This window comes from Roseibium sp., assembly GCF_051016195.1.
In the GTDB taxonomy this organism is placed as follows: Bacteria; Pseudomonadota; Alphaproteobacteria; order Rhizobiales; family Stappiaceae; genus Roseibium.
This window is the reverse complement of the sequence record NZ_CP134616.1, coordinates 3,302,282-3,316,142: the sequence shown is the minus strand read 5'-3', so window position 1 is coordinate 3,316,142 and position 13,861 is coordinate 3,302,282. Positions and strand designations below refer to the sequence as shown.

The following is a 13,861-nucleotide window of genomic DNA, read 5'->3' as shown; positions in this document are numbered from 1 at the left end:
GGGAACCCAATGCCGATAGCCAGATTGCCTCTTTACGGACTCGCGCTGACTGGTCTGCTGGTTGCTTCCGTGAGTAAGGCAGAAATACGCCGCGTGCCCGCGGAGTGGGAGCCACAGGCCGCAGTCTGGATGCAATGGCCCGGCCGGTACGAAAAGGAAATGCGGCCCGCCTTTGCCGACATCATCCAGGCGGTGCAGAAACACGAAAGCATCCACCTGCTCGCCAACTCGGAAAAGGAGCAGCAAGCGGCCGCCGAATTCCTGATGAACCGCGGCGTCAGCGTTGCCAACGTCACATGGCATATCATCCCAATTGACAATGCCTGGATGCGTGACAACGGTCCGATCTACGTCACGGACGGCGAAACGCTCCGCATCCAGAACTGGGCCTTCACGGGCTGGGACGGCACCACGGGGGCGACCTATCGCAAGGACGATCGGGTTCCGTTGCGTCTCGGCACGCTGCTCGACATGGAGGTCGAGGACCTGACGGATTACGTCCTTGAAAAGGGCAATCTCGAAGTCAACGGCGCCGGCATCGCCCTTCTCAACTGGGACTGCCAGGAGCAGCGCAACCCGGGCCTCAGCAAAGCCGAGCATGAGCAGATCCTCAAAGAGGCCCTCGGCCTGACCGAGATCATCTGGTCCTACGGCCATCACCCCGACGACATCACCACCGGACATATCGATGGTTCCGCGCGCTTCATCAATCCGACCACGGTCGCGCTTGCCGATACCGGCGAGGACACCGAAATACGGCTCGCCGAGGATCTCCAAACCCTCGGTTTCAATGTCGAATGGTATTCCGGCGACGTGAACTGGCTGGTCGGCGACGGCTACATCGTTGCCATGAGCGAGCTTGACGCGGACCTTGACGCCACGCTCCGCCAGCACCTCCGGCGCTATTTCCCCGGCCGCGAAGTCTACCTTGTCGACGCCTGGTCGATCGCCGACGGCGGCGGCGGCATTCACTGCGTCACCAACGATCAGCCGGAATTCTGAAAAGGACTGCCTTTGGCAGGATTACATCTGGATTCCAGATCAGCGTGCAGCACAGCTGCACTTGTCTGGAATGACGGTGGCTGTCGTTCGTTCGTCATTCCAGACAAGCGCAGTCCCACTGCGCGAAGATCCGGAATCCAGATATCAGCCTGAGCGACAGCGAAGACCAATCCTGATAGGCGAGCCTCAGAAAACACCACCCTCGCTCAAGTCGCTCCATTCCGGATTGCTTGCCTCGATGAGTTCGATCTTCCAGGCCCGCCGCCAGCCCTTGAGCTGCTTTTCGCGCATAATCGCGTCGTCCACTCTTGGGTGCTCTTCGACATAAACCAGCCGCGTAACGCCATACCGCTTGGAGAAGCCACCTAGCAAGCCGTTCTGGTGCTCGTAGAGTCTCCGGCCGAGATTTGTAGTGACGCCCAGATAAAGAGTGCCGTTTCGACCAGAAGCGAGAATGTAGTCGTATGCAGTCATATTGCTACTTTTACGAGCATTTCCCTCTCATTCAAGGGGATTTGACTGCCTTCGGCAAAAATAGGTTTGGAGTGACGGTCTTTCGGTCTTCGTCATTCCGGACGGTCTGCAGCGCAGCTGCAGGGCCAGATCCGGAATCCAGAGTTCAGCCTGAGCGAAAGCGAAGACAAAACCCAATAGGCAGACCTCAGAAAACCCGCCTCAAACCAGGGTTCATCGTCATCTGCATCAGCAATTCTTGCAGTGCCCCTTCGACGATGACACAACCCGGCAGTGGTGAATTTTTAACCATAGGTTTAAACCCCGCCGGTTGCCGGAGACATTTTGCTTTTTGGGGTTCCGCTTGCAGATATATTCTGTTTGTCAAATCGTCTGAGTCGTTGAAACGCCCACGACACATGAGTTAAGAAAGAGTAAAGAGTGCGTAGATTCCGCCGAAGCGGCACCGGCGGGAAATTCAGGAGACAGGAATGGGCATTTTCTCGAAGTCCCCGCGCCCGGGCAGCGTGCAGGAGCAGCGGGCCGAGAGCCAGAATGAGGCAACGGTCACACCAGAGACATCGGACACGCCCGAACAGACCGGCAACGTGGAAAAGCTGTCTCCCTTCGCGCTCAAGATGCAGGAAAAGATGAACCATCTGGACGGCCTGAAGTCGCGTGTCGGCGGGCTCAACCAGATGTTCGACCAGATGGCGGCCTTCGCCTCCGAAAGCCAGACCAGCATCCGAATGATGTCGGAATACATCGAAGCGTCCCGGCACAGCGTGGAGACCGAAGTCCGGCTGAAATCCGAAAACGCCAAGATCTCGACCGATCTCCTGGACGCCGAACACAAGGTACGGGCGCTGACGACCCAGCTTGAAGACGCCCAGGCGGAAGTGCATTCCCTACGCAAGCGCGCCACCGAAACGCGCACGGCGCTCGAGACCGCCCGCAACGACATCGTGTCGATCCGCGACAACAACAAGAAGATCAACGAGGAATACCGCCTGCAAAGCGCGAAGCTGGTGGAGGTGAATGCCGAGATTTCCGACATCGGCGGCAAATACAACGACCTGCTTGCGAAACACGAGACGCTTGAGCGTCACGCCGACAGCCTCAAGGAAGACCTGGAAGCCGTCAAGCACCGGGAAAAGGAACTCCAGCAGAACCTTGCCGAAAGCGCAAAGCTTCTGGAGGACGAGATCCGCAAGAACAACCAGGCGACCAGCGAGCTGGAAGCCGCCAAGCGCGAACTGATCGAATTCCGGAACGACAACATCGACCTGAAATCTCATCTGGATGTCGCCAACCAGGAACTAGTCTATGCGAAGACGCGCCTGGAGGAGGAGCAGCGCAAGCATGACAACGAAGTCTATGCGCTGAACGCGGAAATCGAGAACCTGTCGTCCCAGCGCCGCGTCGGTGCGCAGTCACTCCAGGAAATGGCCCGCGAGAACTCCGCCCTGAAGGAGCGCGGACGCGATATCCTGAAGCGGATGCAGGAGGTTGAGCATCTTCTCGACAGCGCGCAGAAAAACCACGAGAAAGACCGCAACGAGCTGATGGCAACGTCGGCCAAGCTGCGGGAAGTCAACCTGCGCTACAATTCGGCGCTCACCGACCTGAACCACCAGCGCAGCCAGAACCAGAAATTCGCTGACAACCTGGAAGATCTGGTGGACGAGAACAAGCGGCTGCAGCGCTACAAGATCCAGGTGGACACGGCCAACGAGCAGATCGTCCAGCTGAAATCCGTGATCGCGAACTACCAGATGGCCATGGAAGGCAAGGGGCCAGCCGAAGAACTCGGCCTGACGGAGAGCTATGATCCTGCCGCAGATCTGGGGATCACCGAACCGCTTGAGCCGGAGACGGAGACGGTCGAGATCGACTTCGACTTCGACGAAACCGAGACGGCGGAGACGGACAGTCCGGACGACGACGCCCCGGGCGGCGGCGACGACAAGATCGTCAAACTGCGCGATTGATTGACCCGCTGGCTGGCAGACCGGCTGGAACGGTCTGCCCACTTTTCGTTCGGTTGATTTTCCTGCAAGATCATAGACAGGAAACACTCGGGTGCACTCTTCCCTTCAAGAGCGCGTTCGAGATGACCTGCGCGAAACGCCGTCAAGCCATCCTGGGTGAGGAGCGCTTTTTGTGAATAGCAAGCTGCTGCCTCTCCTCGTTCTGATCGGTAGCGCACTCGGGATTACGATCGGCTCCTTGAGCCCGGCGCTGACGGCATTCCTGCAGCCATTCGGCGATGCCTATATCCGCCTGATGGAAGTGGTGGTGCTTCCTTATCTGATTTCTTCCCTGCTTCTCGGCCTGGGCCGTTTGTCCCCCGCGACGGCGCTCACGCTTTTTCGAAAGAGCTGGCCAGTCTATCTGCTTCTCTGGGGCGTCACTTTTGCATTTCTGATCGTGGCGGCATCGACGGTTCCGTTGGTCGGCAAGGCCACGGTTGTCGATTTTTCAGCAAGCCTGCCGGACGAGAAGGGCTCTGCGGTCTCGCTCGTCGAACTGCTGATACCGGACAACTTTTTCGAGGCCCTCAGCCAGAACTACATCCCCTCGGTCGTGCTGATGGGCGTGATTTTCGGCATCGCGATCCAGCACAGCGTCAAGCCGACACCACTGCTTGACATCCTCACGATCATCCGGAACGCCTGCGTGCGCATATGGGGCTGGATTGTCTACCTGGCACCGGTGGGTGTGTGCGCGCTGTTCGCTGAGTCCATCAGTTCCGTCAGCCTGACCGGCTTTGCCGCCCTGTCGATTTACATCGCAGTCGTGATGCTGAGCTCGCTGGTGCTCGCCTTGTGGGTCTTCCCGATGCTGTTGACCGTGTTTCTGCCGCTCACCTATCGCGAAATCCTGTCCGGTCTGCGCGACGCCTTCATGGTCGCCGTTGTCACGTCCTTGTCGGTGGCATCGCTGCCGCTGATCCAGCAGGCCACCCAGAAACTGGCGCAAAAACTGAACGAGAATGAAGGCGAGGAACAGCAACAGAAGGAAATCATCGAAACGACGCTGTCCGTCAGCTACCCGCTGGCGCAGATCGGGAACTTTTTCATTCTCGTCTTTCTTGTCTACGCTGCCTACTATTATTACCTGCCCATCGAAAGACAGCAGCTCCTCGAATTGCCCTTCGTCACGCTGATTTCCAGCATCGGCTCGCCGACGTCCTCCATCGGCGCCGTGACCTTCATGGCGGAATGGCTTGGCCTGCCGGCCGGAAGCACGGACCTTTACGTGGAGACGATGGCCATCACCAGGTACGGTCAGGTGATAACCTCCGTGTCCGCGTTCGCCTTTGTCGCGACGGCCATCACGTTCCTCTTTCACGGTAAGGTCCGGTTCAATCCGCGCGCGCTTGTCGTCACGTTGACCGTTTCCGGTGCGGCCTTCTCCGGGATATGGGCCATCGGCAGTCTCGGCGGCACCCACGTCCCGCTGCATTCGGAAGTCAGCTACAAGGCCGCCGGCCTTCCCGACTACGTTCAGGAACTGAGCGACGCAAACCGTCTTGCGGCCGCTGAACCGGCTGCGGGTGTCGACACCTCATCGGAAACGTCAGCACCGCAAACAAATGAGCTTTCAGCACGCAACACGATCGACCGGATCGAGACAACAAGCGTTCTGCGCGTGGGCATCAATCCCAATGTCATGCCGTTTGCCTACCGGAACAACGACGGCAGGCTGGTCGGCTACGATGTCGAATTGATGTACCGGTTCGCGCAGAGCATGAATGTCCGTCTGGAATTCGTACCCTATGACTGGCAAAATCTTGCGAACGATCTCAAGCAGCAGAAATTCGATATTGCGGTTGGAGGTCTTTATATCACCGACGAACGCCTCAACACGCTCACGGTCAGTGAACCCTATTTCGAAAGTCCGCTCGCTCTGATCGTCAAAAGCGATCGCGTGGATGAGTTCAAATCAAAATCTGTGATTTCTCAGAACAAGGATCTAACGATCGCCGTCTTCGACGATCCGGTCCTGATACCGCTTGCCAGAAGAACTTTTCCGTCGGCAAAACTGCGCGTGCTGCCGGATTACAGCAAGCTGCAAGACCTTGAGGGCGTTGATGCCGCCCTGTGGACCCGCGAGCAGGCCCGCGCCCTTGCCATATCGCTCGAAGGGTATTCGGCAGTTGTTCCGGAAAACACGGCAAGTCGTTTTCTGTTCGCCTACCTGATGCCGCCATCCTCTCCTGGTCTGGCAGCCTATTTCGACTACTGGATGGATCTGTCGCGCAAGGCAGGTGTCATTCAGGACATGCACCGGCGCTGGATAAGCCCGGTAAATACGGTTACGACCGATTAGTCGGATGTGTCAGGTTCTGAGACAGGCTCATTCCGGCTCGACGGTAAATTGCAGTGGGTATCCCAACTGGCTTGCCGCATCGATCGCCCGTGTTGCCTTGGTCTCGGCGACATCCTTCGGGTAGACGGACACGACACAGGCCCCTTTCTGGTGCGCCGTCATCATGACGACTTCGGCCTGGGAAACATCGAGGCGGAACTCGGCCTTCAGGATCAGCACCACGAACTCACGCGGCGTGAAGTCATCATTGAGGAGAATGACCTTGTAGAGCTTCGGTTTCTGAGCCTTGGTCTTCTGCTTCAATTTCGGTTTCAGGTCGGAATCGCTCATAACACTGGTCCAAACTCTCGCCCCGACAGCCGACCGGAGCGTCATCAAATTTGCTGATCTTCAGGCGCCCGGCCCTTCCGGCCGACCATCTGAAAACAGAATTGGCGCCTTTTTCCGAACAGCGGAAACAAGTCACCGACTACCTTAGAAGCTGAGCCGGGTCTCTCCCGGCGGGTTCGATCACAAATATGCGGCCGGGACCATCAATGGCGCCGGCTTCTGACTTCGTGATGTCTCGAACAGATTATAATGCATCGCACCATCAAAGGAAACATGCCCGTTGCGGATTTCCGTTAGGCGCTGGCTGGTTTCCCTCACCAATGCGTGCGTTCCAACGTTATTCGACTTTACGGCAAGAAACAGAAATCCGTCCATCGTTCGGCTGCGTATGCAGGCCGTGGTAAGTGCTGAAACTACCCGGAGGGTTGTTCCATGATTTCGCGCATAATGTCGGCCGGCTCGAACTGGCCCGTTCTTTCTGTTTTCTGCCTGTTCATGGCTTTTGCCGGCATGGTGGCGGCGCCAGCCGCAGCGGACGTGGGTCCGGCTGCCCGAACCGTTCCCTCCGCCGAGCTCGTCGGCAAGGGGCGCATGACCTATCTCGGTTTCAAGGTGTTTGACGCCGAACTCTACGCGCCGAACGGTGTCTACAGCGCGTCCGGCCCTTTCGCCCTCAAACTGAAATATCTGCGTAATTTCAAGGGCAAGACGATCACGGAAAGCTCCGTGAAGGAAATAAAACGCCAGGGCGGTGTGTCCGCAGCGCAATTGGCGTCCTGGGAAAAGCAGATGACGGCAATTTTTCCGAATGTTGCCGCAGGACAGGCCATCACCGGAGTGAGAACCGCCAACGGCAGCACTCTATTCTACCTTGACGGACGCAAGCTCGGCACGATCAGCGATCCCGCGTTCACGAAGAAGTTTTTTTCCATCTGGCTCGGCAATAAGACACGCAACCCGCAGCTGCGTGCACGGCTGGTCGGGGCCGGCTCGTGAAATCCTGATAAGCAGGACCTAAATCGTAATGTCCGTTGACGAAAGACACGCGCCTTCGGACCGCCTCGACGATGGCATTCCAAACGCCGCGGAAAAGTCGCTTTCACCCCTGAGTGTCAAAAGCCTCGCCGCTTATGGCACCATGGCTTTTCCGCTGGCCTTTGTCGGATTGCCGATCTATCTGCACGCCCCGGATTTTTACGCCGTGACGATGCAATTGCCTCTGGCAACGCTCGGTTCCGTCCTGCTCGCGCTCAGGCTCGTGGATGCGATCCAGGATCCCGTCATTGGTGATCTCAGCGACAGGTTCCACAACGCCCGAACATACATTCTGGCACTCGGCGCGGTGTTGCTGGGCATCGGTTTCTGGATGTTGTTTCACCCTGCCGCAGGCTTTCCCGTACTCTGGTTTGCCGTGTCGGTCTTCATCTGCACGACAGGGTTTTCGATCGTCTCAATCAACTTTCAGGCGCTCGGCGGACTATGGCATACGACCTCGGCGCAGCGGACCCGTGTGACAGCGAGCAGAGAGGCCATCGGTCTCGTTGGGCTTCTCGTCGCAGCCGTCACGCCGCCCGTTCTCACCCAGATCGTCGGCCCATATCAAGCCTTTCACTGGCTGTCACTCGGGTATCTGCCGCTGCTCTGCGTCGCGCTCTGGCTCCTGGTGCGCTGGATGCATGCGACATCGCTCGACCTGCCCGCCGGACGCGGCAAACAGGAAAGCTGGTTTTCCCTGATGAAAAATCGCTGGCGGGCGATCTTCTTCGGTCTTGTTTTCCTGAACACGTTCGCGAGCGCCATTCCGGCAGTGCTTGTTCTTTTCTTCATTCGCGACCGTCTCGGTGCGGAAACCTATACCGGGCTCTTCCTTCTGACCTACTTCCTGTCCGGGGCGCTATCGATGCCTATCTGGACCGCGGCGGCGCGCAAGTTCGGCAAGTTGCGCGCGTGGCAGTTTTCCCTCGCGGCGGCGATATTCACATTCTGCTGGGCCGCGCTCCTCCAGCAGGGAGACCTTGCGGCTTACGCCATGGTATGCGCCCTCTCGGGACTTGCGCTTGGCGCGGATCTCGCTTTGCCCCCTGCCATCCTCGCCGATCACATCGAGGCGGATGGAAAACAGCAGCAAGCCTCGCGCCTTTTTTCGGTCATGGCGTTTCTCTCCAAATCCGCGCTCGCGGTTGCAACGGGGCTCGCGCTGCCGATGCTCGGATTGTTCGGGTATCATCCGAACATTGCGATGACACCCCAGTTGAATTTCGTGCTAAGCGTGACCTACGCTGGCTTGCCGTGTGTCTTCAAACTGGCGGCGCTCGGTGGCTTGCTGTTTTTTGAAAACGATCTGAAGGCCCGGCGATCAGCCTGACCCGCAGCGCCAAAGAACAAAGTCCAGCACGTTCCGGACGATTTTGGGAACCCATGTTGTCAGTTCGACCGCCTCAGTTCACAAATGCCGCGGACAAGGATCCGTTGGCGGCTGCACTGGAACAGGAAATTTTCAGTGAAAAGGCATCGACACTCAACCGTCTGATCAAGAAGCTTGAGAAAGCGCTGGTTCTGTTGAGCGAAGCCGACAACGCCCCGGACGCAACCGAAGATCTGAGACGCGAGCGGCTAGCCCAGGCAGGCGAAGCCCTCTGGCACGTCACGATCCAGCGGGAACTGTGCGGCCTGCGGCGTCACCGGGAGTTCAACGATCATTTGAATGTACCGAAATCGGTCCGGCTTTCCATGGGCCCAGCAAGTATTATGAAAAAACGTATTTGACGGTAAGAAATACCCGTTGCACCGCGAAAGCTTGCGCGTGACGGCGATCACTTCTTTGTTGATTGGAATGCCGTTACGACAGGAAGATGTTGCATCTGCGCCATAGCAATGTTTTTTACGGGTGGTTATCGATATGTGTGTTATTTACCGGCGCATAGTTTGAACTATGTAAATTCATGCAGATTGACTGGTGCGGGGGATATTGGCCCGGCACACGATTTAACAAGAATGCCAAGCGCAGAGCGATTAATATGTGCAGAAAGACTGGCCCCTTGAGCGTTTTTCCGAATTTATTGACCGGCTTTCTCGCTCTGGGCCTGTTGCTCAGTCCGGTGCCGCCGACCTTGAGTTTGATACAGTCCGCCCAGGCCCAGTCCGTGCGCACGGTTCCCGAGGGTAACCGCTACAAGAACCAGCCGAAGATCCCTTATGCATCCGCGCGCCGCACTTCCTCTGCAAAATCCAGCTACGATGCCAAGTTCGACAAGGTACTGGCCGTTCTGAAACGCGACCGGCGTCTGATGGGATCGATCAAGCGCGTCGCACGCAAGTACAACATCGATCCGATACATATCATCGGCGCAATCGTCGGTGAGCACACGTACAATTACGACACGCTCGACAGCGCCCAATCCTACTATGTCAAGGCGCTCGCTTATGCCGGCATCAATTTCGACTTCGAGCTCAACGGCGAACACGTCGATACCTTCGTCGAGCGGCCCCAGTTCGAGCGTTGCAGCAAGGAACACATCCAGAAAAGCAGTGACCGTCGCTGGTCCTGTTACGAAAATGTCTGGAACAGCAAGTTCAGGGGCAAACGCGTTGACGGCGTGCGCTATCCGAAGAAGAACTTCAACGAGGCTTTTTTCCAGCCGCTCTATGCCGGCCAGAGCTTCGGGCTCGGCCAGCTCAGCCCGCTGACCGTTCTCAAGATGACCGACCGCGTGTCTCGCCAGAGCAATTTCCGCAAGCTCAAGGCATCCAATTCCGATGCCGTCTACAAGGCGACGATGGATCCGAACATCTCGCTGCACTACATGGCCGCGATCATCCAGGATTCGATCGCAGCCTACAAATCTGTCGGCAAGGTGGACATTTCCAAGAACCCGGGCCTGACAGCAACCCTCTACAATCTGGGTGACCCCTGGAGCCGCGCCGCCAAGTTCCGCCGCACCGGACGGTCCTGGCCGCGCGAGAACTACTACGGCTGGCTGGTCAACGACCGGATCGACGATCTGCGCGCACTTCTCTGAGCCCGTCAGTCTTCATCCGTCTCTGTCGAAAACAACCCGGTTAACGGACCGCTTCAGGTCAGAAACGGGTTCGTCTGCCGTTCATGGCCGAGTGTCGAGGCCTGACCGTGACCGGGCAGGAAGGAAACATCGTCGCCGAGCGGGAGCAGTTTCTCGTGGATTGACTTGATCAGGGTTGCGTGATCGGCAAGCGGCAGGTCCGTTCTGCCAATGGAGCCCGCGAACAGAACATCGCCCGAGATCGCGAAGCGCAATTCCTTGTCGAAGAAAACAAGATGACCCGGAGAATGTCCGGGACAGTGCAGCACTTCGAACATGCGGCCGGCGATCTCGACCTCCTCGCCATCTTCCATCCAGCGGTCCGGTGAGACGGGTTTGGCTTCAGGGACGCCAAAATGCGCGGCCTGATCCGCAACGCCTTCTATGAGCGGCTTGTCCGCCGCGTGCGGGCCTTCAACCGGAACACCCAGAGCCGCTGCCAGGTCGGCGGCGCCGCCGATATGATCGATATGGCCGTGTGTGAGGACGATCTTCTCCACATTCACGTCATGCTTGCGGATCGCTTCCTGGATATGTTCGACGTCACCGCCCGGATCGACAACTGTTCCGCGCATGCTCTGCGGATCCCAGATGATGGTACAGTTCTGCTGGAAGGGCGTTACCGGGACGACCATCACCTGGATCGGCGGCATGTCGTCCATGTCACTGTTATTGTTTTCTTCCGACACACCTGTCTCCTTTTGAAACAACCTTGCACGACACGGCAACAAATGCGGGACAATCGGAGCCCGTGCCGACTTAATCCACCTTATCGGCTTCACCTTGCGGCCTGCATTTCGTACAAGATGTAAAAGCCTCTGAGAAGATGGCAATCAAAATCGGGTAACCGGATAGAATGACGCGAAGATTGCAAACTTTCCTGACGATTGCGGCACTTGCCATTCTAAGTGCCGGTGCAAGCTCGGCGCAGCCCGGCCGGACCGCGCCCAGCTTCGAGGAATGGACGGTGGATTGCGGCAACACCGGAGCATGCTTTGCGTCAGCATTCACACGCAGCCAGTCCGTCTGGGTGGATGTCAGGATCGTACGGGACTGGCAGGCAGAGGCGCAGCCGCTGGTTCGGCTGACGACCAACACGGAGCTGCCGCAGGAAGGAACGCTTCTCTTCGACGTCGACGGAACGACAATCGAGGAATTGCCGATTGAGCAACTGCGCGAAATGCAGTCGGCGATCACGCCCCCGACCGGGTTTCGCCCGTTGGGCGGAGACGGCTTCTGGTATCCGGCCGGCCCTGCATCAATTACACTCCTGGACGCGATGCAGAAAGGAAAGGTCCTGACGGTGCGCATGCCGGCAGGCGACAACGCGGATCCGATATCCGTGCCGATACCGCTTCAGGGCCTGAAATCAAGCCTGCTTTGGCTCGACAACAGACAGGATCGCACCGGCACGGAAGCCGCTATTGTCTCGCCCGGCACCAATCCTGCCAAGGACGCACCGCACGCCCTGCCGATTTTGAGCGCCGATCAGCTGCCGCCCGAAGTGGCTGCGATCTGGTCGGCCAACCGGCTTTGCTCTGCCATCGATCCCGCGATTTTCGCCAGCCTGAATGCCGTTCGGGTACCGCTTGCAGAAAATGCGTCCCTTTACATTGTCCCGTGCGGCGCGCCCACGCCCTACAACAGCCCCTATGTCGCCGTCCTTTCCGGCAAGGATGGCGCGGCCCGTCAGATACATGTCGCCCGCATGTCGGAAAAAGGTCCGATCGCCTCCGACCTGATCTACAACGCACGGTGGATACCGGCCGATCAGCAGCTTGTCAGCTATTTCAAAGGGTCCGGCGTTGGAGAATGCGGTCTCTGGAACCGATGGTTCTGGAACGGCACCGGACTTGTTTTGATGGAAGAGGCGACGAGAAAGACATGTGACGGTACGGAACCTGACTTGTCCAACTGGTCAAGCACCTGGCCTCTAAAAAACGCCTCCGATTAGGCCGCCGACCAAGGAATTTCTTGCGATTTCATGCCTCACGCCCTTATGATGGTGCCGCAGCGGCTGGTGAGGGATGTGGCAAACTTGTTTCAGCCCGATCCCAGAATGTTGGAAAGACGCACTAGGTGCGTCCAGTGAAGTGACTCGACTGTGAAGGCGGGTGAAATAGGCTGGCATGTGCCGGAGGGGCACGGAAATTAAGGTGATTCAGTAATGCACGATGGCGATTCGGACCGGCGTTCGCGTGGTCGACGCGGCGGCAAGCGCGAGTTTGGCGGTCCGCAGGACTTCGGCAGCGATTTTGGCGGCGGCAACTACGGCGGCGGTTTTGGCGGTGGCCGGGATGGCGGCTACCGTGGCGGACGCGACAATGATCTTGGTGGCGGCTACGGCCGCGACGACAACAGGGACGGCGGCTATGGTGGCGGCCGGGACGGCGGCGGTGGCGGCCGCGGCGGTTATGGCGGACGTGACGGCGGTGGTTACGGCGGCGGCGGACGTGACGGCGGCGGCTACGGCGGCGGCGGACGCGACGGCGGGTACGGTGGCGGCGGCGGACGCGACGGCGGCTACGGTGGCGGCGGCGGACGTGACGGCGGCTATGGTGGCGGTGGCGGACGTGGTGGCTACGGCGGCGGCGGCGGACGTGATGGCGGCTACGGTGGCGGCGGCGGACGTGATGGCGGCTACGGTGGCGGTGGCGGCCGTGGCGGTTATGGCGGCGGAGATGGTGACGGGTTCCGTCAGGGACGCCCTCCTCGGCGCGACGGACCGCCCGTGGAACGCGGCCCACGCCAGCGCGGAACCGTGAAATTTTTCAAGACGGACAAGGGTTTCGGCTTCATCACCCCCGATGAAGGCGAAGCGGATGTATTCGTGCATATCTCGGCTGTAGAACGCTCGGGGCTTGCTTCACTGGACAGCGGTCAGCGCATCTCGTTCGAGACCGAACCGGATCGCCGCGGCAAAGGTCCGAAAGCGGTCAATCTGCAGGTGATCGAAGAAGGCGCAGAAGCAGGAGATGCCGAAGACGCTGCGCCCGAGGCAGGACCGCACGAAGAAGAATAGGCCCGCAGGTGGCAACGGTATAACCGACATGATCGAGCGCAGCTTGGCTGCGCTCGTTCTTTTTTCCGCACTAACACCTCTCCTTTCAGCGCCGAACCGCGATTCCAGCGGATCACCACCACCTTGGCTGCGTTTGCGATGACCCAATCTACCTCTCCCGCAAAGATCCGTTCATTCGAGCCTGGCGATCTCAGCACCTTGCTTTCGCTCAACAACGCGGCCGTTCCGGCAGTTAATGAACTTGGTGCCGAAGAGATGCTCGATCTGGTGGACCAGTCACTTCTGTGTCTCGTCGCACTCATGGACGACACGCCTGTCGGCATGCTTTTGTGTTTCGGTGAAGGGGCCGGTTACACCAGTCCGAACTACCGGTGGCTAAGCGACAGGTTTGAACAATTCGCCTATACCGACCGGATATTCGTTGACGATACCCAGCGCGGAAAGAAGATCGGCGAAGCGCTTTATGCTGCACTCTTTGAGCATCAGGCCGGAACCGGCCGCTGTTTCGCCTGCGAGGTCAACGAACGTCCACCGAACCCCGGCTCATTGCGGTTTCACAGCAGATTGGGGTTCCAGGAAATTGGCCGGGCGGATAACGGTGCGACATCCGTCATTTACATGCAGCGCGATCCGGAACCTGCGCGGTGACCGGTTTCACGCC

At 58.6% G+C, this 13,861-nt stretch carries 13 protein-coding genes; 10 read left to right on the top strand and 3 right to left on the bottom strand.

Annotated elements, in window-relative coordinates:
• The first annotated feature begins 9 nt into the window (after nucleotides 1-9).
• Nucleotides 10-1,002 carry an agmatine deiminase family protein gene (locus tag RDA78_RS15105; RefSeq protein WP_434050651.1) on the top strand — a complete coding sequence of 331 codons (993 nt, stop codon included), beginning with the start codon at nucleotides 10-12 and terminating at the stop codon, nucleotides 1,000-1,002.
• Between the two features lie 186 nt (nucleotides 1,003-1,188).
• Here the strand turns inward: RDA78_RS15105 and RDA78_RS15100 are convergent, their stop codons facing one another.
• Nucleotides 1,189-1,476, bottom strand: coding sequence for a GIY-YIG nuclease family protein (locus RDA78_RS15100; protein WP_434050650.1), 288 nt, complete (start codon nucleotides 1,474-1,476; stop codon nucleotides 1,189-1,191).
• Between the two features lie 470 nt (nucleotides 1,477-1,946).
• Here RDA78_RS15100 and RDA78_RS15095 point away from each other — a divergent pair, with 470 nt between their 5' ends.
• Nucleotides 1,947-3,446, top strand: a complete 1,500-nt coding sequence (locus RDA78_RS15095; RefSeq protein ID WP_434050649.1) for a hypothetical protein — start codon at nucleotides 1,947-1,949, stop codon at nucleotides 3,444-3,446.
• Between the two features lie 172 nt (nucleotides 3,447-3,618).
• The gene (locus RDA78_RS15090) at nucleotides 3,619-5,790 is read left to right on the top strand and encodes a cation:dicarboxylate symporter family transporter (RefSeq protein ID WP_434050648.1); all 2,172 of its coding nucleotides are present in this window, start codon (nucleotides 3,619-3,621) and stop codon (nucleotides 5,788-5,790) included.
• Nucleotides 5,791-5,817: 27 nt separating this feature from the next.
• Here RDA78_RS15090 and clpS read toward each other — a convergent pair whose 3' ends face one another.
• Nucleotides 5,818-6,120, bottom strand: coding sequence for an ATP-dependent Clp protease adapter ClpS (clpS, locus tag RDA78_RS15085; RefSeq protein ID WP_434050647.1), 303 nt, complete (start codon nucleotides 6,118-6,120; stop codon nucleotides 5,818-5,820).
• Nucleotides 6,121-6,552: 432 nt separating this feature from the next.
• Between clpS and RDA78_RS15080 the strand changes: the two genes are divergently transcribed.
• From RDA78_RS15080 to RDA78_RS15065, 4 genes are all read left to right on the top strand, one after another.
• The gene (locus tag RDA78_RS15080; protein WP_434050646.1) at nucleotides 6,553-7,116 is read left to right on the top strand and encodes a chalcone isomerase family protein; all 564 of its coding nucleotides are present in this window, start codon (nucleotides 6,553-6,555) and stop codon (nucleotides 7,114-7,116) included.
• A gap of 28 nt (nucleotides 7,117-7,144) precedes the next feature.
• Nucleotides 7,145-8,485 carry an MFS transporter gene (locus RDA78_RS15075; RefSeq protein ID WP_434050645.1) on the top strand — a complete coding sequence of 447 codons (1,341 nt, stop codon included), beginning with the start codon at nucleotides 7,145-7,147 and terminating at the stop codon, nucleotides 8,483-8,485.
• 56 nt (nucleotides 8,486-8,541) lie between these two features.
• Nucleotides 8,542-8,886 (top strand): DUF6665 family protein, encoded by a 345-nt coding sequence (locus RDA78_RS15070; RefSeq protein WP_434050644.1) that lies wholly within the window; start codon nucleotides 8,542-8,544, stop codon nucleotides 8,884-8,886.
• Nucleotides 8,887-9,197: 311 nt separating this feature from the next.
• Nucleotides 9,198-10,139, top strand: a complete 942-nt coding sequence (locus tag RDA78_RS15065; RefSeq protein ID WP_434056151.1) for a DUF1402 family protein — start codon at nucleotides 9,198-9,200, stop codon at nucleotides 10,137-10,139.
• 53 nt (nucleotides 10,140-10,192) lie between these two features.
• Here the strand turns inward: RDA78_RS15065 and RDA78_RS15060 are convergent, their stop codons facing one another.
• On the bottom strand, nucleotides 10,193-10,840 hold the full coding sequence (locus tag RDA78_RS15060; RefSeq protein WP_434056150.1) for an MBL fold metallo-hydrolase: 648 nt from the start codon (nucleotides 10,838-10,840) through the stop codon (nucleotides 10,193-10,195).
• A 194-nt stretch (nucleotides 10,841-11,034) separates the two neighbouring features.
• Between RDA78_RS15060 and RDA78_RS15055 the strand changes: the two genes are divergently transcribed.
• From RDA78_RS15055 to RDA78_RS15045, 3 genes are all read left to right on the top strand, one after another.
• Nucleotides 11,035-12,132 carry a DUF1176 domain-containing protein gene (locus tag RDA78_RS15055; RefSeq protein WP_434050643.1) on the top strand — a complete coding sequence of 366 codons (1,098 nt, stop codon included), beginning with the start codon at nucleotides 11,035-11,037 and terminating at the stop codon, nucleotides 12,130-12,132.
• Nucleotides 12,133-12,345: 213 nt separating this feature from the next.
• Complete coding sequence (locus RDA78_RS15050; protein ID WP_434050642.1) at nucleotides 12,346-13,200, top strand: cold-shock protein; 855 nt, start codon at nucleotides 12,346-12,348, stop codon at nucleotides 13,198-13,200.
• 138 nt (nucleotides 13,201-13,338) lie between these two features.
• Entirely contained in the window at nucleotides 13,339-13,848 is a 510-nt protein-coding gene (locus RDA78_RS15045; protein WP_434050641.1) for a GNAT family N-acetyltransferase, read from the top strand.
• The last annotated feature ends 13 nt before the right edge of the window (nucleotides 13,849-13,861 follow it).

Coding starts and splice junctions, on each gene's coding strand:
- RDA78_RS15055 (WP_434050643.1), top strand. CDS start 11,035: ATGACGCGAAGATTGCAAACTTTCCTGACGATTGCGGCACTTGCCATT.
- RDA78_RS15105 (WP_434050651.1), top strand. CDS start 10: ATGCCGATAGCCAGATTGCCTCTTTACGGACTCGCGCTGACTGGTCTG.
- RDA78_RS15095 (WP_434050649.1), top strand. CDS start 1,947: ATGGGCATTTTCTCGAAGTCCCCGCGCCCGGGCAGCGTGCAGGAGCAG.
- RDA78_RS15075 (WP_434050645.1), top strand. CDS start 7,145: ATGTCCGTTGACGAAAGACACGCGCCTTCGGACCGCCTCGACGATGGC.
- RDA78_RS15045 (WP_434050641.1), top strand. CDS start 13,339: ATGACCCAATCTACCTCTCCCGCAAAGATCCGTTCATTCGAGCCTGGC.
- clpS (WP_434050647.1), bottom strand. CDS start 6,120: ATGAGCGATTCCGACCTGAAACCGAAATTGAAGCAGAAGACCAAGGCT.
- RDA78_RS15060 (WP_434056150.1), bottom strand. CDS start 10,840: ATGGACGACATGCCGCCGATCCAGGTGATGGTCGTCCCGGTAACGCCC.
- RDA78_RS15080 (WP_434050646.1), top strand. CDS start 6,553: ATGATTTCGCGCATAATGTCGGCCGGCTCGAACTGGCCCGTTCTTTCT.
- RDA78_RS15050 (WP_434050642.1), top strand. CDS start 12,346: ATGCACGATGGCGATTCGGACCGGCGTTCGCGTGGTCGACGCGGCGGC.
- RDA78_RS15100 (WP_434050650.1), bottom strand. CDS start 1,476: ATGACTGCATACGACTACATTCTCGCTTCTGGTCGAAACGGCACTCTT.